This is a genomic window from Acidaminococcus sp., assembly GCF_057597765.1.
The window spans coordinates 39,549-62,503 of record NZ_DBMBXK010000009.1 but is presented as its reverse complement, the minus strand read 5'-3'; the positions used below and the strand labels follow the sequence as shown (position 1 = coordinate 62,503).

Annotated in this window: 19 protein-coding genes; 16 read left to right on the top strand and 3 right to left on the bottom strand. The window is 54.8% G+C overall.

What is annotated here, in order from left to right:
• Positions 1 to 23 precede the first annotated feature (23 nt).
• The 5 genes from gcdA to ACZOF8_RS07430 all read left to right on the top strand — a co-directional run bounded on the left by gcdA (position 24) and on the right by ACZOF8_RS07430 (position 6,616).
• Positions 24 to 1,787: a sodium ion-translocating glutaconyl-CoA decarboxylase subunit alpha gene (gene gcdA / locus ACZOF8_RS07450; RefSeq protein ID WP_022487675.1), complete on the top strand. Its 1,764-nt coding sequence runs from the start codon at positions 24 to 26 to the stop codon at positions 1,785 to 1,787.
• Positions 1,788 to 1,809: 22 nt separating this feature from the next.
• Complete coding sequence (gene hgdC / locus ACZOF8_RS07445; RefSeq protein WP_022487674.1) at positions 1,810 to 2,592, top strand: (R)-2-hydroxyglutaryl-CoA dehydratase activase HgdC; 783 nt, start codon at positions 1,810 to 1,812, stop codon at positions 2,590 to 2,592.
• A 32-nt stretch (positions 2,593 to 2,624) separates the two neighbouring features.
• On the top strand, positions 2,625 to 4,058 hold the full coding sequence (hgdA, locus tag ACZOF8_RS07440) for a (R)-2-hydroxyglutaryl-CoA dehydratase subunit alpha (RefSeq protein WP_022487673.1): 1,434 nt from the start codon (positions 2,625 to 2,627) through the stop codon (positions 4,056 to 4,058).
• 2 nt (positions 4,059 to 4,060) lie between these two features.
• The gene (gene hgdB / locus ACZOF8_RS07435) at positions 4,061 to 5,200 is read left to right on the top strand and encodes a (R)-2-hydroxyglutaryl-CoA dehydratase subunit beta (protein WP_022487672.1); all 1,140 of its coding nucleotides are present in this window, start codon (positions 4,061 to 4,063) and stop codon (positions 5,198 to 5,200) included.
• An 81-nt stretch (positions 5,201 to 5,281) separates the two neighbouring features.
• Positions 5,282 to 6,616, top strand: coding sequence for an acetyl-CoA hydrolase/transferase family protein (locus tag ACZOF8_RS07430; RefSeq protein WP_487426729.1), 1,335 nt, complete (start codon positions 5,282 to 5,284; stop codon positions 6,614 to 6,616).
• A gap of 49 nt (positions 6,617 to 6,665) precedes the next feature.
• Here the strand turns inward: ACZOF8_RS07430 and ACZOF8_RS07425 are convergent, their stop codons facing one another.
• The gene (locus ACZOF8_RS07425) at positions 6,666 to 7,589 is read right to left on the bottom strand and encodes a LysR family transcriptional regulator (protein ID WP_154487847.1); all 924 of its coding nucleotides are present in this window, start codon (positions 7,587 to 7,589) and stop codon (positions 6,666 to 6,668) included.
• 159 nt (positions 7,590 to 7,748) lie between these two features.
• Here ACZOF8_RS07425 and ACZOF8_RS07420 point away from each other — a divergent pair, with 159 nt between their 5' ends.
• The 11 genes from ACZOF8_RS07420 (at position 7,749) to ACZOF8_RS07370 (ending at position 19,705) form a co-directional block, all read left to right on the top strand.
• A complete protein-coding gene (locus tag ACZOF8_RS07420; protein WP_154487846.1) occupies positions 7,749 to 9,158 on the top strand; it encodes a YfcC family protein in 1,410 nt (469 codons plus the stop codon).
• 86 nt (positions 9,159 to 9,244) lie between these two features.
• Positions 9,245 to 10,435, top strand: coding sequence for a M20 family metallopeptidase (locus ACZOF8_RS07415; protein WP_487426728.1), 1,191 nt, complete (start codon positions 9,245 to 9,247; stop codon positions 10,433 to 10,435).
• Between the two features lie 369 nt (positions 10,436 to 10,804).
• Positions 10,805 to 12,931 carry an anaerobic ribonucleoside-triphosphate reductase gene (nrdD, locus tag ACZOF8_RS07410; protein WP_154487844.1) on the top strand — a complete coding sequence of 709 codons (2,127 nt, stop codon included), beginning with the start codon at positions 10,805 to 10,807 and terminating at the stop codon, positions 12,929 to 12,931.
• Between the two features lie 12 nt (positions 12,932 to 12,943).
• Positions 12,944 to 13,477, top strand: coding sequence for an anaerobic ribonucleoside-triphosphate reductase activating protein (gene nrdG / locus ACZOF8_RS07405; protein WP_012939145.1), 534 nt, complete (start codon positions 12,944 to 12,946; stop codon positions 13,475 to 13,477).
• 704 nt (positions 13,478 to 14,181) lie between these two features.
• Positions 14,182 to 14,622, top strand: coding sequence for a hypothetical protein (locus ACZOF8_RS07400; protein ID WP_487426727.1), 441 nt, complete (start codon positions 14,182 to 14,184; stop codon positions 14,620 to 14,622).
• A 66-nt stretch (positions 14,623 to 14,688) separates the two neighbouring features.
• Positions 14,689 to 15,306, top strand: coding sequence for a hypothetical protein (locus tag ACZOF8_RS07395; protein ID WP_279127945.1), 618 nt, complete (start codon positions 14,689 to 14,691; stop codon positions 15,304 to 15,306).
• A 52-nt stretch (positions 15,307 to 15,358) separates the two neighbouring features.
• Positions 15,359 to 15,718 (top strand): hypothetical protein, encoded by a 360-nt coding sequence (locus ACZOF8_RS07390; protein WP_487426726.1) that lies wholly within the window; start codon positions 15,359 to 15,361, stop codon positions 15,716 to 15,718.
• Between the two features lie 998 nt (positions 15,719 to 16,716).
• Entirely contained in the window at positions 16,717 to 17,925 is a 1,209-nt protein-coding gene (locus ACZOF8_RS07385) for a M20 metallopeptidase family protein (RefSeq protein WP_288311741.1), read from the top strand.
• A gap of 13 nt (positions 17,926 to 17,938) precedes the next feature.
• Positions 17,939 to 18,532: an SGNH/GDSL hydrolase family protein gene (locus ACZOF8_RS07380; protein ID WP_022487664.1), complete on the top strand. Its 594-nt coding sequence runs from the start codon at positions 17,939 to 17,941 to the stop codon at positions 18,530 to 18,532.
• Positions 18,529 to 18,915 carry an acyl-CoA thioesterase gene (locus ACZOF8_RS07375; protein ID WP_154487843.1) on the top strand — a complete coding sequence of 129 codons (387 nt, stop codon included), beginning with the start codon at positions 18,529 to 18,531 and terminating at the stop codon, positions 18,913 to 18,915. The genes ACZOF8_RS07380 and ACZOF8_RS07375 overlap by 4 nt, the downstream gene beginning before the upstream one ends.
• 37 nt (positions 18,916 to 18,952) lie before the next feature.
• Positions 18,953 to 19,705: an EFR1 family ferrodoxin gene (locus ACZOF8_RS07370; protein ID WP_195839607.1), complete on the top strand. Its 753-nt coding sequence runs from the start codon at positions 18,953 to 18,955 to the stop codon at positions 19,703 to 19,705.
• 43 nt (positions 19,706 to 19,748) lie between these two features.
• Here the strand turns inward: ACZOF8_RS07370 and ACZOF8_RS07365 are convergent, their stop codons facing one another.
• On the bottom strand, positions 19,749 to 21,230 hold the full coding sequence (locus ACZOF8_RS07365) for a sodium-dependent transporter (protein WP_487426725.1): 1,482 nt from the start codon (positions 21,228 to 21,230) through the stop codon (positions 19,749 to 19,751).
• Positions 21,231 to 21,341: 111 nt separating this feature from the next.
• Positions 21,342 to 22,814, bottom strand: a complete 1,473-nt coding sequence (locus ACZOF8_RS07360) for a sodium-dependent transporter (RefSeq protein WP_288310370.1) — start codon at positions 22,812 to 22,814, stop codon at positions 21,342 to 21,344.
• Positions 22,815 to 22,955 lie beyond the last annotated feature (141 nt).

The window sequence follows — 22,955 nt, the reverse complement described above, 5'->3', positions numbered from 1 at the left end:
GACATTCGGGAGGAAGAAGTTAAATGGGTTTTTACTCTATGCCTAGATATTTCCAACAAATGCCTCAGGTGGGCAAACCCCTGAAAAAGGTGGATGCCGCCAATGAAGAACAGCTGAAAAAGATCGAAGAAGAGATCCATCAGCTGATCAAAGCCGCTCAGGAAGCCGGCAAGGCAGATGCTGATGTAAACAAGAGAGGGGAACTGACCGCTCTCCAGAGAATTGAAAAACTGGTGGAACCGGGCTCCTGGAGACCCCTGAACACCCTGTTCAATCCTCAGGGCAACAAGAACGGCTCCGTGGCCATCGTCAAGGGCCTGGGCCGTGTAAACGGCAAATGGTGCGTAGTGGTGGCTTCCGACAACAAGAAGCTGGCCGGCGCCTGGGTCCCTGGCCAGGCTGAATGCCTGCTGCGGGCTTCCGACACTGCCAAGACCCTGCACGTGCCTCTGGTGTATGTGCTGAACTGCTCCGGCGTTAAGTTCGACGAACAGGAAAAGGTATACCCCAACCGTCGTGGCGGCGGTACTCCCTTCTTCCGGAACGCTGAACTGAACCAGCTGGGCATTCCCGTCATCGTGGGCATCTACGGCACCAACCCTGCCGGCGGCGGCTATCATTCCATCAGCCCCACGGTGATCATTGCCCATGAAAAAGCCAACATGGCTGTAGGCGGCGCCGGCATTATGGGCGGCATGAACCCCAAAGGCCATGTGGACCTGGAATATGCCAACGAAATCGCTGACATGGTGGACCGTACCGGCAAGACCGAACCTCCGGGAGCTGTCGACATCCACTACACCGAAACCGGTTTCATCCGGGAAGTCTATGCTTCCGAAGAAGGCGTTCTGGAAGGGATCAAGAAGTATGTAGGCATGCTGCCCAAATACGATCCTGAATTCTTCCGGGTGGACGATCCGAAAGCACCGGCATTCCCGGCTGACGATCTGTACACCATGGTTCCCCTGAACGACAAACGGGCTTATGACATCTACAATGTTATCGGCCGTCTGTTCGACAACAGCGAAATGCGGGAATACAAGAAAGGCTACGGTCCTGAAATGGTTACCGGCCTGGCCAAAGTCAACGGCCTGCTGGTGGGCGTTGTGGCCAACGTCCAGGGCCTGTTGATGAACTACCCTGAATACAAGGCTGCCGGCTCTGTGGGTATCGGCGGCAAGCTGTACCGTCAGGGTCTGGTGAAGATGAATGAATTCGTCACTCTCTGCGCCAGAGACCGTCTGCCCATTGTCTGGATCCAGGACACCACCGGGATCGATGTGGGCAACGATGCGGAAAAGGCTGAACTGCTGGGTCTGGGCCAGTCCCTGATCTACTCCATCCAGACTTCCCACATCCCTCAATTCGAAATCACCCTGAGAAAGGGCACCGCTGCTGCACACTATGTACTGGGCGGGCCTCAGGGCAACGATACCAACGCCTTCTCCATCGGTACGGCCGCTACAGAAATCGCCGTTATGAACGGTGAAACCGCCGCTACCGCCATGTACTCCCGGAGACTGGCCAAAGACCGGAAAGCCGGCAAGGATCTGCAGCCGACCATCGACAAGATGAACAACCTGATCCAGGCTTTCTACACCAAATCTCGTCCGAAAGTCTGCGCCGAACTGGGTCTGGTAGACGAAATCGTAGACATGAACAAAATCCGCGGGTATGTGGAAGCCTTCACGGAAGCTGCTTATCAGAATCCGGAAAGCATCTGCCCGTTCCATCAGATGCTGCTGCCTCGTGCCATCAGAGAGTTCGAGACTTTCGTAAAGAAATAATCCTTACGGAGGAACTGTTTTAATGAGTATCTATACCTTGGGAATCGATGTTGGATCTACTGCATCCAAGTGCATTATCCTGAAAGACGGAAAAGAGATCGTGGCAAAATCCCTGGTAGACGTGGGGACCGGAACTTCCGGTCCCGCACGTTCTATTGCGGAAGTCCTGGAAAATGCCCACATGAAAAAAGAAGACATGGCCTTTACCCTGGCTACCGGTTACGGGCGCAATTCGCTGGAAGGCATTGCCGACAAGCAGATGAGCGAACTGAGCTGTCATGCCATGGGCGCCAGCTTTATCTGGCCCAACGTCCATACGGTCATCGATATCGGTGGTCAGGACGTGAAAGTCATCCATGTGGAAAACGGGACCATGACCAATTTCCAGATGAATGATAAATGCGCTGCCGGTACTGGCCGTTTCCTGGATGTTATGGCCAATATCCTGGAAGTGAAGGTTTCTGACCTGGCTGCACTGGGAGCCAAATCCACCAAACGGGTGGCCATCAGCTCCACCTGCACCGTATTTGCTGAAAGTGAAGTCATCAGCCAGCTGTCCAAAGGAACCGACAAGGACGACATCATTGCCGGGATCCATCGTTCCGTGGCCAGCCGTGTCATTGGCCTTGCCAACCGGGTGGGGGTTGTGAAGGATGTTGTGATGACCGGCGGTGTGGCCCAGAACTATGGCGTGAGAGAGGCTCTGGAAGAAGGCCTTGGTGTGGAAATCAAGACTTCTCCCCTGGCTCAGTACAACGGCGCCCTGGGTGCCGCTTTGTACGCGTATAAAAAAGCAGCCAAATAAGCTGCATACCATGTAAAGAAGGAAGGATCATTATGCCAAAGAAAGTAAGCCCTGGCGTTCAGGCATTGAGAGATGTTGTTGAAAAGGTTTACAGAGAACTGCGGGAAGCCAAAGAAAGAGGAGAAAAAGTAGGCTGGTCCTCTTCCAAGTTCCCCTGCGAACTGGCAGAATCTTTCGGTCTGCATGTAGGGTATCCTGAAAACCAGGCTGCCGGCATCGCTGCCAACCGTGACGGCGAAGTGATGTGCCAGGCTGCTGAAGATATGGGGTACGACAACGATATCTGCGGCTATGCCCGTATTTCCCTGGCTTATTCCGCAGGTTTCCGCGGTGCCAATAAGATGGACAAAGACGGCAACTATGTCATCAACCCCAACAGCGGGAAACAGATGAAAGATGCCGATGGGAAGAAAGTCTTCGACGAAAACGGCAAACCCGTGATCGATCCCAAGACCCTGAAACCCTATGCTACGGTAGACAACATCTATGAAATCGCTGCCCTGCCGGAAGGGGAAGAAAAGACCCGCCGTCAGAACGCACTGCACAAATACCGTCAGATGACCATGCCTCAGCCGGATTTCCTGCTGTGCTGCAACAACATCTGCAACTGCATGACCAAATGGTATGAAGACATTGCCCGTCGGCACAACATTCCTTTGATCATGATCGACGTTCCTTACAACGAATTCGACCATGTAAACGAAGCCAACGTAAAATACATCCGGTCCCAGCTGGATACGGCCATCCGTCAAATGGAAGAAATCACCGGCAAGAAGTTCGATGAAGACAAATTCGAACAGTGCTGCCAGAACGCCAACCGTACCGCCAAAGCTTGGTTGAAGGTTTGCGACTATCTGCAGTACAAACCGGCTCCGTTCAACGGGTTCGACCTGTTCAACCATATGGCTGACGTGGTAACCGCCCGTGGCCGTGTGGAAGCTGCTGAAGCTTTCGAACTGCTGGCCAAGGAACTGGAACAGCATGTGAAGGAAGGCACTTCCACCGCTCCCTTCAAAGAACAGCATCGTATCATGTTCGAAGGGATCCCCTGCTGGCCGAAACTGCCGAACCTGTTCAAACCGCTGAAAGCCAACGGCCTGAACATCACCGGCGTTGTGTATGCCCCTGCTTTCGGGTTCGTGTACAACAACTTGGACGAACTGGTCAAAGCCTACTGCAAGGCTCCGAACTCTGTCAGCATTGAACAGGGTGTTGCCTGGCGTGAAGGCCTGATCCGGGACAACAAGGTTGATGGGGTACTGGTTCATTACAACCGGTCCTGCAAACCCTGGAGCGGCTACATGCCTGAAATGCAGCGTCGTTTCACCAAAGACATGGGTATCCCCACTGCTGGATTCGACGGTGACCAGGCTGACCCGAGAAACTTCAACGCGGCTCAGTATGAGACCCGTGTTCAGGGCTTGGTCGAAGCCATGGAAGCAAATGATGAAAAGAAGGGGAAATAACAATGGCTATCAGTGCACTTATTGAAGAGTTCAAAAAAGTATCTGCCAGCCCGAAGACCATGCTGGCCAACTATAAAGCCCAGGGCAAAAAAGCCATTGGCTGCATGCCTTACTATGTGCCTGAAGAACTGGTCTATGCTGCAGGCATGGTTCCCATGGGCGTATGGGGCTGCAACGGCAAGCAGGAAATCCGTTCCAAGGAATACTGTGCTTCCTTCTACTGCACCCTGGCTCAGCAGTCCCTGGAAATGCTGCTGGACGGGACCCTGGACGGCCTGTCCGGGATCATCACCCCGGTTCTGTGCGACACCCTGCGTCCCATGAGCCAGAACATCAAAGTGGCCATGAAGGACAAGATGCCCGTTATTTTCCTGGCTCATCCCCAGGTTCGTCAGACTGCAGCCGGCAAGCAGTTCACCTATGATGCCTACAACGAAGTGAAAGGCCATCTGGAAGAAATCTGCGGCCATGAAATCACCAATGATGCCATCCTGAATGCCATCAAAGTGTACAACAAGAGCCGTGCTGCCCGCCGTGAATTCTGCAAACTGGCCAACGAACATCCTGATCTGATCCCTGCTTCCACCCGTGCCGCCATCCTCCGTGCCGCTTACTTCATGCTGAAGGATGAATACACCGCAAAGCTGGAAGAACTGAACAAGGAACTGGCAGCTGCTCCTGCCGGCAAGTTCGACGGCCACAAAGTGGTTGTTTCCGGCATCATCTACAACATGCCCGGTATCCTGAAGGCCATGGACGACAACAAACTGGCCGTGGCTGCTGACGACTGCGCTTACGAAAGCCGCAGCTTCGCTGTAGACGCTCCGGAAGATCTGGACAATGGTCTCCAGGCTCTGGCCGTACACTTCTCCAAACAGAAGAACGATGTTCTGCTGTACGATCCGGAATTCGCCAAGAACGCCCGTGCTGAACATGTGTGCCAGCTGGTGAAAGACAGCGGCGCCGAAGGCGTTGTGGTATTCATGATGCAGTTCTGCGATCCGGAAGAAATGGAATATCCTGATCTGAAGAAGGCTCTGGATGCACATCACATTCCTCATGTGAAGATTGGTGTGGACCAGATGACACGCGACTTTGGTCAGGCTCAGACCGCTCTGGAAGCTTTCGCAGAAAGCCTGTAAGAGAATTCTAAAAGAGGCTGTTGCTTAGGCAACAGCCTCTTTTTTTGGTATAATGGAGAAAAAACAAAGGAGAAACCATCCATGAGCCTTTCAGAGGAATACAATCGCAAACGGAAAAACAGTGCAGGGGAAGTGCTGGAGGAACTCCGGGACGGGGACTATGTGCTGTCCGCCCAGGCCATGGCGGAGCCGGTGACTTTGCTGGAAGCCATGCCCCTCTTGAAAAAACGGGGCCGGAAAGGCATTACCTACAACTCCTGTATGCCCATGGCGGATCTGCCCTGGTACCATGATCCCTCCATGGCCGGAACCCTGGACCATGTGTCCTGGTTCTTCAGTGCCCCCACCCGGAAGGCTCATACAGAAGGTCTGTGCAGCTTCCTTCCCGCCGGATCCACCAGCCTTGTCCGGAAGACTCTCCAGCGGGTGGAGGCCCGGAACCGGCGGCCGGTATTCCTGGCTACGGCTTCTCCCATGGATGCCCACGGGTATTTTTCCCTGTCCCTGTCCGCCCTGTTCGAACGGGACATCATAGACCGGGGAGCGGTGGTGCTCCTGGAAGTAAGCCCCCATTTTCCCCGGACCTGGGGGGATACCCTGCTGCCCATTTCCCAGGTCACAGCCTTTGTGGAAACGGACCGGAAGCCTCCCGTATCCCCGGTGCCCGGTCTGGGGGACCTGGACCGGAAGATTGCCGCCCAGGTGGCGGAACTGATCCCGGACGGATCCACCCTCCAGCTGGGGGTGGGGCACATTCCCAGCGCTGTGGCAGAAGAACTGAAGGTCCGGCATCATTTGGGAATCCATTCCGGGCTGTTCAGTGACAGCCTGATGGACCTGATCCGGTGCGGAGCCGTGGACAACAGCCGGAAAGGGTTCCAGGAGGGAGTCTCCCTCTGCGCCTTTGCCAACGGGTCCCAGAAGCTCTATGACTTTCTGGACGGGAATCCGGGGGTGATATTCCGCAGAGGGACCTTTGCCAATGAACCCAGGATCATCGCCCGGAATCGGAACATGGTGTCCCTGAACACCGGGCTGGAAATCGACCTTACCGGGCAGATTGCCGCAGAATCCATGGGGTTTGCCCAGTTTTCCGCCACCGGGGCCCAGACGGAAACCATCCAGGGGGCCCAGCTGTCTCCCGGAGGGAAATCCATCCTGGCTCTCCGGTCCGTGTATGCCGTCCGGAATGCAAAGGGGGAAAAGGTGCTGAAATCCAAAATCGTCCCCTGTTTCCGTCCTGGAACTGTGGTGTCCACCTCCCGGAACGACATAGACTATGTGGTCACTGAGTATGGAGTGGCCTGGCTGCGGGGGGCCTCGGTAAAGGAACGGGTGAAAGAACTGGTCAGCGTGGCCCATCCCGCCTTCCGGGAAAAACTCCTGGCAGCGGCAAAGGAGAAGGGGCTGGTGTAAAGGAGTTGACCGTTGACAGGGGTGTTACTTATGCAGGCAACACCCCCTTTTACAATATCTCCTCCACGGTCTTTTGGATCAGGTCCACAAAGGCCTGGAGGTTTTTGCTTTTGGCTTTTTCTTTTTTGTAGCAGATGGTAAGCCAGGGGTACCGGGCCGGGTCCCCGGTACGGAAATACCGGACCGGTTTGGAGGTGTGGAAGGCCTGGGTGTAGGATTCCATACAGAAAGCGATGCCCATTCCTCCGGCAGCCAGGCGGACGGCTGTTTCAATGTTTTCGATTTCCCTGGTACGGGGAATTTTTCCCAGATCTGCCAGCAGTTTGTCTTCCTGGAGCCGGATCTGCTGGCTGTGGCTTTGGAGGAGGAACGTTTCTTCTTTCAGCAGTTCTCCAGGCAGATAGGGGAAACGGCTGTCGGGCAGGGGACGGGCCTTTTGGCAGAGAGGATGGTCCGCCGGCAATACCACCAGGAATCCTTCCTGCCGGAGCCTGCGGCAGACAAAATCGGGATTTGGAGCATCCTGGAAGCAAAGGATCAGATCGAACTGGTCCCGGGCCAGATCCTGGATCAGTTCCTGATAGTGCCTGTGCTGGAGCCGGAGTTCCACCTGGGGATGGCTTTTGTGGAACTGAGTCATTAAAGTGGGCATCAGCAGGGCCGAAAAAATCAGATAGGTACCGATCCGCAGCCGGTCTTTTCGGTTTTCCTGGAGGGCCTGGAGCCTTCCTTCCAGCTCCCGGTCCAGGGCCAGCATCTCCCGGGCGGCTGCCAGCACCAGTTCTCCGGCTTCGGTGGGCACCACCTGCTTGCTTTGGCGGGTGAACAGCGTCTGATGGAGCCGTTCTTCCAGCTTTTTCACAGCAATGCTCAGGGTAGGCTGGGTAATGTACAGTTTACGGGCAGCCGTATGGTAGCTGCCGGTTTCAGCCAGGGTACAGAGATACTGCAGCTGGCGGAGATTCAGGACCATGGCCGGACTCCTTTCAGCAGAGGGGTTTGAAAAAACGATTGAAAAAATTTATCACTTAATAAAATACCACAATTTGAATTTTCGCACAATGCCCCGTACAATACAGGTATCAGAACAACAACAGACCGGGCATTGCCCGGGGAAAGGGAAGTGACTGGTATGGCCAATGGGAAAACGGTGAAGAAGATGAAGGTGCCTCACACCTTTATCATTATTTTTGCCCTGATTGTAGCTGCGGTGATCCTGACCTGGATCATTCCCGCAGGGATGTATGATTTTGTGAAGAATGCCAGCGGGAAAAAGGTGGTGGATCCGGCTACCTTCCACTATGTGAAAAGTTCCGGGGTCAATCCTCTGAAGATTCCCCTGTACATTATCCAGGCTTTCAGCAAAAGGATCGACCTGGTGATGGTGATCCTTATGGCCGGGTCCGCCTTCCATGTGGTGACCAAAACCGGTTCCCTTCAGGCCATCCTGGCCCTGGGAGCCCGGAAGTTCTCTGACCGGCTGGATGTGTTCATCCCGGTGCTCACCCTGATTTTCGGGCTGATCTGCACCACCCAGGGAGCCAACACCTTCATTCCTTTTGCGCCGGTCATGGTGATGCTGGCCATGGCCATGGGGCTGGATTCTCTCACCGGGGCGGCCATTATGCTCCTGGGCGGGGCCATCGGGTTTTCCACCGGCACCCTGAACATGTACACCACGGTGGTGGCCCAGAACATTGCGGAACTGCCCCCTTATTCCGGGCTGGGATACCGGGCCTTCTGCTTTGTGGTCTATTATATCGTCACCAATATTTTCCTGATCCGGTATGCCAAAAAGGTGAAGGCCCGTCCGGAACTGAGCCCCATGTACGATCTGGATCAGGAGGCAAAGGCTTCCGGAGATGCCATGGATCTGGAAAAGACCGGCATCCTGGACCGGAACAAAGTACTGCCCCTGGTGCTCCTTGTCATTACTTTTGTGGTGATCATTTACGGAGCCATTGCCCTGAAATGGGGTATGAGCGAAATGTCCGCCCTGTTCCTGGTGTACGCGGTGGTGGCGGACCTGGTCAGCGGCGCCAGTGCCAATGAAATGTGCAAAGATCTCATCGACGGCAGCAAACAGATGCTGGGAGCCGCCTACATCATCGGCATGGCCACTGCCATCAGCACCATTATGAATGACGGGAAGATTACCTACACCATCGTCCACAGTCTGTCCTCCCTGCTGGAAGGGCTGCCGGCGGTGGTAATCGCACCGGGGATGGTCCTGGCCAACACCGTCATCAACATTTTCCTCACCAGCGGCAGCGGCCAGGCGGTGGCAGTGATGCCCATCCTGACCCCTCTGGCGGATGTGCTGGGGGTGACCCGGCAGACCACGGTGCTGGCCTTCAACTTCGGGGACGGATTCTGCAACTATGTGCTGCCCACCTCCACCGCCCTCATGGGGACCCTGAGTGTTACCAATATCCCTTATGACCGGTGGATGCGGTTCATGTGGAAACTGTTCCTGATCTGGCTGATTGTAGGCTGTATCCTGGCCTCTATCGCCCAGTTCATCCATCTGGGACCTATGTGATACTTTGAGTGAAGAGTGAAGAGTGAAGAGTGCAGAGTGGGTGACCGGAGAGAAAATCGGTCAGGGACCTGCGGAAGGAGAAAAAGATGCTGGATGAAATGATTGCCCGGGCCAATAACTGGGTGGACGGACATGCAAAAGAACTGACGGACATGGCAGATGCCATTTTTGACCATCCGGAAATCGGACCTCATGAGGTGTTTGCCAGCAAACTGCTGACGGACTGGCTGGAAGCCCACGGTTTTGCCGTGACCCGGGGCATCGGGGGCCTGGAGACCGCCTTCCGGGCTGTGTGGAAAAACGGAGAAGGGGGACCCAATCTGGGGCTCCTGTGCGAATACGACGCCCTGCCGGGCATGGGCCATGGCTGCGGCCATCAGATGCAGGGACCGGCGATCCTGGGGGCGGCAGAGGCCATCCGGCAGGCAGCCGGGGACAATCCTTTTACCCTGACGGTGTACGGGACTCCCGGAGAAGAAAACATCAGCGGCAAATACATTATGATCCGGAACGGCTGTACCTTTGAAGAGCTGGATGTGGCCCTGATGATGCACGGGGGGCCGGCCACCCAGACGGACATCAAATGCCTGGCCAATGCAGAATATGACATGACCTACCATGGAAAAGCCGCCCATGCGGCCCTGAAACCGGAAGCGGGCCGGAGCAGTCTGGATGCCATGTGCCTGGCCTTCCACGGCATGGAATGTCTCCGGGAGCATGTGACTGACGATGTGCGGCTCCATTACAACATTACCGACGGAGGCGGCACCGCCGCCAATGTGGTGCCCAGTCTCACCAAAGCCCAGGTGATGGTACGGGCCAATACTGTAAAAGCGGTGAAGGAACTGATGGTCCGGCTGGAAAAGATCTTCCAGGGGGCGGCTCTGATGACGGAAACGGAAGTGGAGGCCAAAGTGGGAAAAATCCTGGATAACAAGATCCCCAACCTTCAGCTCAACGACATTCTGATGAAGCATGCCCGGGCACTTCAGGCCCCCAACTGTCAGCCTCCCCGGCAGCGCACCGGATCCACGGATTTTGCCAATGTAATGCACCGGGTCCCCGGGTCCTGCATCCGGGTGGCCTTTGTGCCAGACGGCACCAGTTCCCATTCCCCGGAATTCATTGCTGCCGGGAAAAGTGAAGCCGCCCACAAGGCCGTGGCCTTTGGGGCCAAGATCCTGGCGGATACGGTTCTGGAACTGGTGGAGAATCCGGAAGAACTGGCCGCCATCCGGCAGGAATTCCAGGAACGGCTGGCTGCCGAAGACAAGTGACCGGAGAGTGTCACCTGGTTTCACTGTAAACTTGAAAATCTGTAAAAGAGGACGGAGAAGCCCATTCCGTCCTCTTTTTCTTTGGGTGGGTCCTGGACTGTCCCGGTACGGAAAGAGCTTGGAGCGCGAAAAAACGTAACAGCCGTGCTTTCCAAGGAAACACACTATCTATAGTGTTCTTTTGGGGTATAAAACGATTTTTGCCACAAGATATAGTTGCTGAAACGGGAGTTTTGGTGTATCATATCTATCAGCGACAAGTGCGGAACTGGAAAAAGGATTTGTACAGTTGCAGTTTTTCATGTATAATAAGGATAGTTATTCTTAAATACGGTAAATTATCAACAAATATTCTAAGGGGGAGCGGCCATGAAGGTTATCAAACGGGACGGATCCACGGTTTCTTTTGACCGGAACAAGATCGTCACTGCCATATCCAAAGCCAACAAGGCAGTGGAAGAAAAAGAACGGCTGGGACAGGAAGACATCGAAGAGATAGCTTCCTTCGTAGAGCATAAAAATAAAAAGAGACTGCTGGTGGAAGACATCCAGGACATGGTGGAAAAACAGATCATGGTCCGGGGCCATTATGAACTGGCCAAGGCTTATATCATCTACCGGTATAACCGGGCCCTGGTCCGGAAGGCCAACACCACCGATGATTCCATCCTGAGCCTGATCAGCAACAAGAACAAGGACGTAATGGAGGAGAACTCTAACAAGAATGCAGTGATGGTATCCACCCAGCGTGACCTGATCGCCGGGGAAGTATCCCGTGACCTGACCCGCCGGGTAGTGCTGCCGGAGAAGATCTCCAAGGCCCATGACCTGGGGGAAATCCACTTCCATGATGCGGATTACTTCATCCAGCCCATGTTCAACTGCTGCCTGGTGAATCTGGGGGATATGCTGGACAACGGCACGGTGATGCACGGCAAACTGATCGAAAGCCCCAAGAGCTTCCAGGTGGCCTGCACCGTTATGACCCAGATCATCGCTTCCGTGGCGTCCGCCCAGTATGGCGGCCAGTCCGTGGACGTGTCCCACCTGGGCAAATATCTGCGCCGGAGCCGGGAAAAATTCCGCAAGCGCCTGATTGAAACTACCCATGGCCAGCTGCCGGAAGAAGAAATGGAAGCCATCCTGGACAGCCGGATGAAGGACGAACTGGCCAGCGGCGTCCAGACCATCCAGTACCAGATCAACACCCTGATGACCACCAATGGGCAGTCTCCCTTTGTGACGCTGTTCCTGCACCTGGACCCCAATGACGAATACATCGAAGAAAATGCCCAGATCATTGCGGAAATCCTCCGGCAGCGGCTGGAAGGCATCAAAAACGAAGTGGGCGTCTATGTGACCCCGGCCTTCCCCAAACTGGTCTATGTGCTGGATGAATTCAACTGCCTGAAAGGCGGCAAATATGACTACCTGACCAAACTGGCGGTCCAGTGCTCCATCAAACGGATGTATCCGGACTATATTTCCGCCAAGAAGATGCGGGAAATCTACCAGGGGAACGTGTTCTCCCCCATGGGCTGCCGGTCCTTCCTGTCTCCCTGGAAGGATGAAAAGGGCAACTACAAGTTCGAAGGCCGGTTCAACCAGGGGGTTGTGTCCCTGAACCTGCCCCAGATCGGGATCCTGGCCAAAGGGGACGAGGAAAAGTTCTGGAAGCTGCTGGATGAACGGCTGGAACTGTGCTACGATGCTCTGATGGTCCGGCACAATGCCCTGAAGGGGATACGCAGCGATGTAAGCCCCATCCACTGGCAGAACGGCGCCATTGCCCGTCTGAAGAAAGGGGAAACCATCGACAAGCTGCTGGAAGGGGGCTATTCCACCCTGAGCCTGGGGTACATCGGCCTGTACGAATGCACCAAGGCCATGAAAGGCTGCAGCCACACCACTCCTGAAGGGGAAGAATTCGCCATGCGGGTGATGAAGCGGCTGCGGAAAGCCTGCGACGACTGGAAGGCACAGACCGGCCTGGGCTTTGCCCTGTACGGCACGCCGGCAGAATCCCTGTGCTACCGGTTTGCCCGGATCGACAAGGAACGGTTCGGAACCATCAAGGATATTACCGACAAAGGATATTACACCAATTCCTACCATGTGGATGTGCGGGAACCTATCGACGCCTTCAGCAAATTCAAGTTCGAAGCCCAGTTCCAGCCTATTTCCTCCGGCGGCTGCATTTCCTATGTGGAAATTCCCAACATGAAGAAGAACCCCACCGCCATCGAGGATGTGGTCCGGTTCATCTACGACAACATCCAGTACGCGGAGTTCAACACCAAATCCGACTACTGCCAGGTGTGCGGCTTTGACGGGGAAATCCAGATCAACGACAATCTGGAATGGGAATGCCCCCAGTGCCACAACAAGGATCAGTCCAAGATGAACGTGACCCGGCGGACCTGCGGCTATCTGGGAGAAAACTTCTGGAACGTGGGGAAGACCAAAGAAATCAAATCCAGAGTGCTGCATCTGTAAGGGGGCTTTTCGTTGAATTACGCAACCATCAAAAAATGTGACGTGGCCAACGGCCCCGGGGTACGGGTTTCCCTGTACGTCAGCGGCTGCACCCACCACTGCAAAGGCTGTTTCAACCAGGAAACCTGGGATTTCGCCTTCGGCAAGCCCTTTACCCAGGCCCAGCTGCAGGAAATCCTGGAAGACCTGGAACCGGAGTACATCAGGGGGTTCTCCCTTCTGGGAGGGGAACCCTTCGAACCGGCCAACCAGGAAGTGCTGGTGGGGGTGCTGCGGCACATCCGGGAGCGGTATCCGAAAAAGACCATCTGGTGCTACAGCGGCTATCTTTTCGACCACGACATGCTGGCCGGAAAGCTGGGGGACCCGGCCATTACCCGGGAGATGCTGGGGTACCTGGATGTGCTGGTGGACGGGGAATTTGTGGAAAGCAAAAAGAACCTGAACCTGCGTTTCAAAGGCAGCGAAAACCAGCGGATCATCAACGTGCCCAAGTCCCTGGAAACCGGGACCATCGTCCTGTGGGATGGAGAGGAATATGCGTGAAAAGAGAGGGTGCTGCACATTTTGTGCAGCACCCTCTAGCTGTAGAGCCGCATAGCGGCTCAAGTCTGGAGTCTGAAGTCTGGAGCCGAAGGTGAAATTTGCAGGCAAATTTTTAAATGGAAACGCAGCTGGCGCTGCTAACCCACCACCCATGCTGCGCATGGATACCCCCGCCCTTGCAAAGGGCGGATAACAAGTGCGTGGGCTGGCACCTTTGTCCTGAAAAAGCAATGGACGTCAGCCCGAGCCTGGCTGAACTGGTCAGGAATATGATGATTGCAGTATACGTTGCTGCATTTCCGGCCGGAGGTTCCGTACCCTCTGCCCAGGTATTCGGTCCTTTCAGGACCTCATGCCTCCACCATCGGGCATGGGGGGAACCCCTACATCGTTGGGGTCAGAGATTCGTACATCTGTCGGCCCGTCGCATTCGTCGGTTCAACGTCAATCCCGTCCAGCCAATCGAACAAACAACCATCGACTCCAACGGAGTAGGGGCGAGCCACAGGCCCGCCCTCCCCGGCCTGCGATTTTTACGTTCAGAAGCATCTGCTTCGGCAGATGGTCTCCATTGACAGCTGACCGTTGACGGGCCTGTGGCGCATGCAATAGCCTCTTGGAACAATGCCGCTGCAATATTGTCAGAAAAATACTTTCAGGGTATACTGGGCAAAAGGAAGAGTAAAGGCAGAGGGGTGAAGTCTATGGGAAAAACGCTAGGCAGAGCAATCTGGAATATGGTCCTTGCTGCCTTCTTGCTCTGGCTGGCTGCAGCCGGAATCGGACGGCTGTTTTTTGCCGAGAGATTCCGTCAGGATGCTAAAATGATGAAACAGGCGGTAATGGAACTGCCTGTCTGCAACCAGTATGGTTCGGCACCTCCTTATCCGCTCCACACCAAAGGACTCCTCTCTCAAAAATTCTCAGTGACTTTGGTCATCCCTGCTACCCAGGAAGCAGCTCAGGATATGATTCAAAACAGTCTTTTGGAAAACGGCTGGGAAATGAAGAAGACCAATCAGCGGAGTGGGGGAGTAAAAGGAACTAAGGGAGAATATGTGTTGACGGCGGAACCTGCAACAAATCCCAACCGCTGGATTGTCATCATAGGAAAAAACGACTTGGTAAGCAGGCTGAACTTATAAAAACGCACTATGATGGAGGTTTCAACGAGAGCTTGGTGACCTATCCTCAGGGAAGAGGTATGCTGTATGAAAAATTACATCTCGGTAATTTACCAATATTATCCCCGGAATTTACCATGGGGGACTTATGCGTATCAGCAATCTGCAGAATATAGGAAGTATAAAGAAACGGTCTGCCGTTTTCAGGAAAATTCTCCTCTGGACTTTTATGATGTCTTGAAAAAAGGTCTACCTCATTTTTCCATTTTGGATTGGTGTAATTTTGATCTTTATCCGGATCGGGAATACAAAATCCTGCTGGCCCCAGATCAGCCGTATTTGGATGATGATCAGGCCCTTTTCCAGAGGTTGGCCGGGACTGTTGATGAACTGATTGTATTTGTGAGTCCGTTGCTTCCCGTATTCTATCTGTTGGAACAGCATACCTGTCAAACCGCAGAATGGTATATTTTTACCAATCAGGCAACCAGCGACAAGACAGTAGAAGTCAAAAACGCAGTACGAAAGACATTTCATGCATTCGGATATCAGGAGATAACTTATCAGGAAGCCAGCCGGATTATTCCCGCCGTTTGTACAGAATTGAAAAATACGGGACAAGCCTCTGTATTTGACTGTCTATTTGAGGACGGGGTAACAATCTGTCCTGATTTTTATAAGAAAGTAAAGAGGCGAATCAAATAGAATAAATGTGGTCGTGAGATTACGGCTGGCATAAGGAGACAAACTGATCTATATGAAAAAAGCTGCGGGGATAGTCATAGGAGTCATTTCAATCTGGCTATTGGTTTCTTCTCTGTATTTTTATGACGGAAGCCGCTACGAAATCAGCAAATATGAAGGCAAATATTGGCTCCATGATGATGTGAGAGCATTTACCATTGAAAAGGACGGGCAATCGCTTCAATGGGACAGAAGATACATTTACAGTTATGGAAAAAGCGGATTTGTCATCATTGATAAAAAAGACAACATGCTGAGAGTCCTGTTTGACAGGAAAACGGACGAGTTTCAAAAAAATAGTATGACAACTCAGGAAAAAAGATTTCCAGAGTATCTTCAGATTATCTTCAGATTATCAGTTTTTCCGATATGAATGAAAGGGAAAAGAATATTTATCATACGCTGCAGAACACCTCTGGAACCTACAAATGGTAAAATATAAAAAGGGCGGCCTGGTCTTGTTAATAAAGGGGTGTTCCAACTGGCTGGCTTTGAAAAAAAAGGTCTGGAGGCGTGGAATCGAGTTCCAGTGTCAAGCTCTGGCTTAGGTACTGGAAGCCTACGATGCTGAACTGGTCAGGAATATGATGATTGCAGTATATGTTGTTGCATTTCCGGCCGGAGGTTCCGTACCTCTGCCAAGGCATTCGGTACTTTCAGGACCTCATGCCTCCACCACCGGGCATGGGGGAACCCCCTACCCGCTGGCGCGGGTCCTTTCCCCCTTTTCCACAGGACTAGGATGTTCCTATTCGTCACATCCGTCGCGGGGGACACATCTGGAACGCTCCTGCAGGGCGGACTTGGCCTTTGGCTTTGCTGCTATTTTGTACGAGTATACGTCGATTCTCCGGGAGCCGGGAGGACAGGCCCAGGAGGAGTCGGCGGGACAACAACGGGTGCTGTCGTTCCTGGGGTGGAGCACGCGGGCGACAGGGTCCGGCTTCCTGGTCCGTAGCCGCTGCCTTTGACCGTCAGGGCAAGGCGATAGGCTGTGAGCCTCCCGCCAGGGACGAACGGGTCTGCCCTCCCGGCGGAGAGCTCTCGCGGGTGTATGGGTATAGAAGTTTTGCCCTCTGGGCGGCCGTGACGGGTTTGCCTGCGGCGACCTCCTACATCGTTGGGGTCAGAGGCTCGTACATCTGGCGAGCCGCCGGTTGTGCGGCCTCTACGGGCCCATACTCTGCACTCTTCACTCTTCACTTTCGGAAATGAATGAATAACTATACTGTGATGAAGGCTTTACCGAGAACTTGTTGACACATACCCGGCTAACAGTCCCCATTTCCAAATCTCCCCAAAAATGGTAGAATAACCCTGTTGATTGCAAAGTTTTTCTGATGTTTTCATTGGATTTTGGAGGGGATTTCCATGGATGTACTGCATATGACGGAAGATGCTTTGGAAGCGCAATGTATTGAATGGCGCCGGTGGTTCCACGAACACCCGGAAGTGAGCACGGAAGAAAAGAATACCTCGGAGAAGATTTTCCATATCCTGAAGGACTTGGGACTGGATCCGGTCCGGGGCCAGGGCCACTACGGGGTGGCGGCCACCATCACCGGAAACAAACCCGGGCCCATGGTGGCTCTCCGGGCGGATATGGACGCCCTTTCCGTCAGGGAAGATACAGGACTGCCCTATGCCTCGAAAAATCCCGGGGTGATGCATGCCTGCGGCCATGACATCCACATGACCACCCTGCTGGAAACGGTTCTTCGGCTGCTCCGGCGGAAGGACGAGATCCAGGGCAGCGTCCGGCTGCTGTTCCAGCCTTCGGAAGAGCTGGCTCCCACCGGCGGCGCCCGGTACATGATCAAAGACGGGTTCCTGAAGGACGTAAAGGCGGTATTCGGTCTCCATGTATGGCCCAACTTTGTCTGCGGCCAGATCGGGGTAAAGCCTGGGGCCATGATGGCCGGTTCCGACCGGATCAAGGTGGTGATTAAAGGACGGACTTCCCATGCAGGCCATCCTCAGGAAGGCATCGATGCCATTATGGCGGCAGCGGACTTTCTCCAGCAGGTGAGCCACATTGTCAGCCGGCGGGTGAGCCCTCTGGCCACGGCCACCATCAACATCGGTACCATCCACGGGGGATCCCGGTATAATGTGGTGCCTGATGAAGTGACCCTGGAAGGGACCATCCGGACCCTGGACGAAACCAACCGGAAACGGATCCCGGAATTCATCCAGGGCATCCTGGACGGCCTGAAGGCCTCTGCAGGCGTGGACTGCGAATTCAACTATTACTATGGCTACCCGGTACTGGACAACTGGCCGGTTCCGGAAAAAGTGGTGGAGGATACGGCCCGGCAGGTGCTGGGGGAAAAAGGTCTGGTGTCCCATGTGGTGCCGGATCTGACGGCGGAAGACTTCGGCTTCTACATGCAGGATATCCCTGGCTGCTTCCTGTGGCTGGGCTGCGGCACCGAAGGGGAATCGGTCCACGGCCTCCACAACGCCAAACTCTGTCCCAACGAAAACGCCCTGGTGGTGGGCTCCAAGCTCATGAGCCAGGTGGTGATCAACGCCCTGGAGGCTCTGAACCAGGGTGTGGATTTCAGCAAAAAAGACTGAAGGAGAAATTTTCATGAAAATGGCTTTTATCGGTGACAGCCTGGTAAGCTGCACCAACGAAACCCTGGCCAACACCTGGTATGACATCGCTTCCAAAAAGATGGGCTTTGAAGTGGTGAACAACGCTGCCGGGGGCAAACTGACCCTGGTCATGTGGGGTATGTTCAAAATGGATGTGGTGGATGAAAAGGCCGACGGGGTGTTCCTGTGCTGCGGCATGAACGACATCCTGCTGGACGAACCCATGAGCTCCATTGAAGAAAACATGGCCGGTACTCTGGACAAGGCCCGGGATGCAGGGCTGCCCATTGTGATCCTGGGGATCCCACCTTTGACCCGGATCGAAAGTACGGAAAAGGGCTGGCAGCTGCCCAGTGAATTTGAAAAGCACAATGCGGCTCTCCGGGAATACCGTCAATGGCTCCAGGAAGAAGCAGAACGCCGGAATCTTCCGGTGCTGGACTATGAACAGGTCCTCAGCGAAGCGGAAAAGAAAACCGGCCGGAGCATGTTCCAGGATGGCCTCCATCCCAACAAAGAAGGGTACCAGGCGGTAGCGGAAGCCTTTGAAGAAGTGCTGAAAGCCGCTCTCCAGGAGCAGGCATGAAGCTGGAACACAACCAGCCGGTGATCATGACCCGGTCCGTGATGCTGTCCATGGCCAATTCCGCCGGACACCTTTTCGGTGGCACCCTTATGGGCTGGATGGACGAACTGAGCGGGATCACTGCCCACCGGTTCGTCTGGACCCGGGTGACTACAGCTGCTGTAAAAGGCATGAACTTTTACGTGCCCATCCCCTACGGTACGGTTCTTCAGCTGGAAGGCCGGGTGATCCGGGTGGGGAACACCTCCATGGAGGTGGAAGTGGTGGCCTGGCTGGAACCGGAACAGGAAGACCAGGAGCCCGTCCGGGCGGCGGATGCCCTGTTTGTGTACGTATCCCTGGACGAAAACCGGAAACCGAAAAAAATCCAGCGGTCTCTTTGAGACGCTGGATTTTCTGTATCAGGAAAGGAAGCAAACCATGATCTATTATTTTTCCACCACCGGCAATTCCCTGGCTCTGGCCCGGAAACTGGCCGCCGCCCTGGGGGACGGGATCTGTTCCGTCACCCGGACCAGGGAAAAGACACTGGAAGGGCCGGCCGTCGGCTTGGTGTTCCCGGTGTACTACGGGGATGTGCCTGCCAATGTGCAGGATTTTGTCCGCAGCCACGCTTTCCCGGAAGGCGTCTATGTGTATGCTCTGGCCACCTGCGGCAGTACCTGGGGCCGGACCTTCCGGACCCTTCAGCAGCTCTTGGGAGAAAAGGGCTGCCATCTTGCCTGGAGCCGGGCAGTACCGCTTATCGCCAACAGCACCATCTGCATGAAGTCCCATATAGGGTATGACCTGAAAAAACTGGACAAGGAGGAGGCCCTGGTCCGGGAAGGGGCGGAAGCGGTGAAAAACCGGAAGGAAGACCATTCCCAGGAACAGGATTCCCTGATGGCCGGGCTTTTTGACACCTGGTTGGGACGGAAAATCGGGAACTGGTATCTGGCTGTGCAGGTGGCACCGGACCGGTGTGTCCGCTGCGGGGAATGCGTACGGCTGTGCCCTGTGGAAAACATCCATCTGGGGGAAAAAGCGGCGGTGATGGGGAATTACTGTCTCCACTGCCTGGCCTGTCTCCATGGCTGTCCCCATCAGGCCATCACCGCCCGGGGCCGGGTGGTATTGAAAGAAGACCAGTACCGGCATCCGGGAGTGACGGTGCAGGAGTTGGAACGGTAAACAGAGGGGGTGCTGCACGTTGCGTGCAGCACCCCCGTTTTTCTTATTCTTTTTTTGTTCCGCGTCCCTTCACACAATACCCGATCCATCCCAAAAACACCAGGGCGATGACCATCCACTGGGCCAGGGCGGCGGGGCCCTGTTTGGCGAACAGGTCGTCGTAGCCTTTCAGGTAGATGGCTAGGATCACCAGGGGCAGGCCGTAGGTGTAATACAGTTTCCATTGGTCAGCCAGGTTCCGGCCGGCACCCTGGTTCACTTCCTCCAGGAAGTGGGTCCAGCCCCAGCCGTTTTTCCGGGTGCAGAACAGCACAAAGGTCAGACCGCCCAGGGGCAGCAGGTTGTTGGATACAATGAAATCTTCCAGATCCAGGACACCGGTGCCCGGTCCCAGAGGCTGGAAGCTGCTCCACAGGTTGAAGCCCAGGACGCAGGGAATGCTGCCCAGGGCAATGAGGGCAAATACGAACCAGGCGGCTTTGGGCCGGTCCCAGCCCAGCAGTTCCCGGAAGCAGGCAATGATGCTTTCCATGACCGCAATCACCGTGGACAGGGCTGCAAAGGACAGGAACACAAAGAACAGGCTGCCCCAGATCTGGCCTCCCGGCATCAGAGTGAACAGGTTGGGGATGGTGAGGAAGATCAGGGAAGGGCCGGCATCCGGCTGGATCCCATAGGCGAAGCAGGCGGGGATGATGATGAAGCCGCTCATGAGAGCCACAAAGGTGTCCAGAGCGGTGATGGTCAGGGCTTCTCCCGGCAGGCTCCGCTTTTTGTCCATATAGGAAGCAAAGATCATCATGGCTCCGTTGCCGGCGCTGAGGGTGAAAAAGGCCTGGCTCATGGCGGCATAGATCACATTTCCCCAGCCCAGTTTTTCCAGAGAAGCGAAATTGGGTACCAGGTAGAATTCAATGCCCTTTTTCGCTCCCGGCAGGAACAGGGAATGGACCGCCAGGATGATCATCAGGATTAGAAGGGCGCTCATCATCACTTTGGTAATCCGTTCGATGCCTTTTTCCAGTCCCATATAGCAGACCAGGAACCCCAGGAGGCAGGACAGGAAGGTCCAGAAGCCCATGGAAAGAGGCTGGGCCAGCATCTCTTGGAAGGTGGTCTGGATAAAGGCCGGAGACTGGCCCACAAAGGTTCCCTTCAGATGGAGCCAGCAGTAGTTCAGCATCCACCCGGTAACCGTGGTGTAGTACAGCATCAGCAGGATGACCCCCGCAATGCCGATGTATTTCAATCGGGGCCAGCGGCTGCCGGCGGGAGCCAGCCTGTCAAAGCAGCGGGCTACGCTCTGGCGGCTGCTGCGGCCCAGGGCGAACTCACACAGGAGCACCGGGATCCCCAGGATCAGCAGGAAAATCAGGTACAGAAGGATAAAGGCGGCCCCTCCGTATTGGCCGCACAGATAGGGGAATTTCCACACATTGCCGATGCCGATGGCGCAGCCGGCGCTGACCAGGATGAAGCCCAGACGGGATTGGAAGGAATCACGGGTGCTTTGCTGTTCTGACATAAGACTACCTCACTTCTATGCTACGAATGATTAATATGTTACAATTTTACAATAAATCTCTGGGGAATGCAAAAAAAAATAAGGGCTGCTGCCTGTGCAACAGCCCATTTTTCATGCTTTCTTTCTTGACGCTGTGTAGAATATGAATCCCAAAAACAGTGCTGCCAGGACCAGCCACTTGGCCAGGACTTCCGGGCCCTGTTTGCTGAACATGTCGTAATACCCTTTCAGATAGATGGTGATGATCAAAAGGGGCAGCACATACAGAAGGTAATTCCGGAGGGACGACGGCAGGTTCCGGCCTTCTCCGTCATTGGCTTCCCCCAGGAAGTTTTTCCAGCCCCAGCCGTTCTTTTTGGTGCAGAACAGCACAAAGGCCAGGCTGCCCAGAGGCAGCAGGTTGTTGGAGACGATGAAATCTTCCAGGTCCAGGATGGAAGACCCGGGGCCCAGGGGCTGGAATCCGCTCCACAGATTGAAGCCCAGGACGCAGGGGATGCTCAGGAGCACAATGGCCAGTCCGTTGATGGCCACGCTTTTTTTCCGGCTCCAGCCGTACAGGTTCATGCCAAAGGCGATGATGTTCTCAAATACGGCAATCACCGTGGACAGGGCTGCAAAGGACAGGAACACAAAGAACAACATGCCCCAGAACCGGCCGCCCGGCATTTGGACGAACAGATTGGGAATGGTCAGGAAAATCAGGGAAGGACCGGCGTCCGGCTGGATCCCGAAGGCGAAGCAGGCGGGGATGATGATGAATCCGGCCATGAGAGCCACAAAGGTATCCAGCGCTGTAATGGTGGAGGCCTCGCCGAACAGGCTCCGGCCGTGGGGCAGGTAGGCTCCGAATATCAGCATGGCGCCAATGCCGATGGACAGGGTAAAGAAGGCCTGGCTCATGGCGGCGTAGATCACATTCCCCCAGCCCAGCTGGGCCAGGGTGTCAAAATTGGGTACCAGGTAGAACCGGATCCCTTTTTCCGCTCCTTCCAGGAACAGGGAGTGGCCGGCCAGGACGATCATCAGCAGCAGCAGGGCGCTCATCATCCATTTGGTGATCCGTTCCACCCCGTTCTGGATCCCCAGGTAGCAGACACTGAAGCCCATGGCGCAGGTGAGCACCATCCAGAACAGCAGGTTGGACGGATCTTTGAGCATGGTTCCGAAGGTGGCGGTGATGAACTGGGGCGAGGCTCCCACAAAGGTGCCGGTAATGTGGAGCCAGCAGTAGTACAGCATCCAGCCGGTAACCGTGGTGTAGTACATCATCAGCATGTAGCAGCCCACGATGCTGATGGCCTTGAACCGGTGCCAGCAGGTGCCGGGAGGTTCCAGCGCTTCGAAGCTTTTGGCGGCGCTGCAGCGGCTGCCCCGGCCGATGGCGAATTCGCAGACCATCACCGGGATCCCCATAATGAGCAGGAACACCAGATAGATCAGGATAAAGGCGGCGCCTCCGAACTGGCCGCACAGGTAGGGGAACTTCCACACATTCCCGATGCCGATGGCACAGCCGGCGCTCACCAGGATGAATCCCAGCCGGGAGCTGAAGGATTCTGTAGATACACCTTTCTCAGACAAAAAAACACCTCATTTCAAAATGTGACAATTCAGTGATTTATATTGTATTATAGTCTGGAAGAAGTTGCAACCTTATTGTTTTACTCAGAGCCAGCGAAGCTGGCATCCATCGGCCATTGACCGTTGACAGCTGACAGCGGC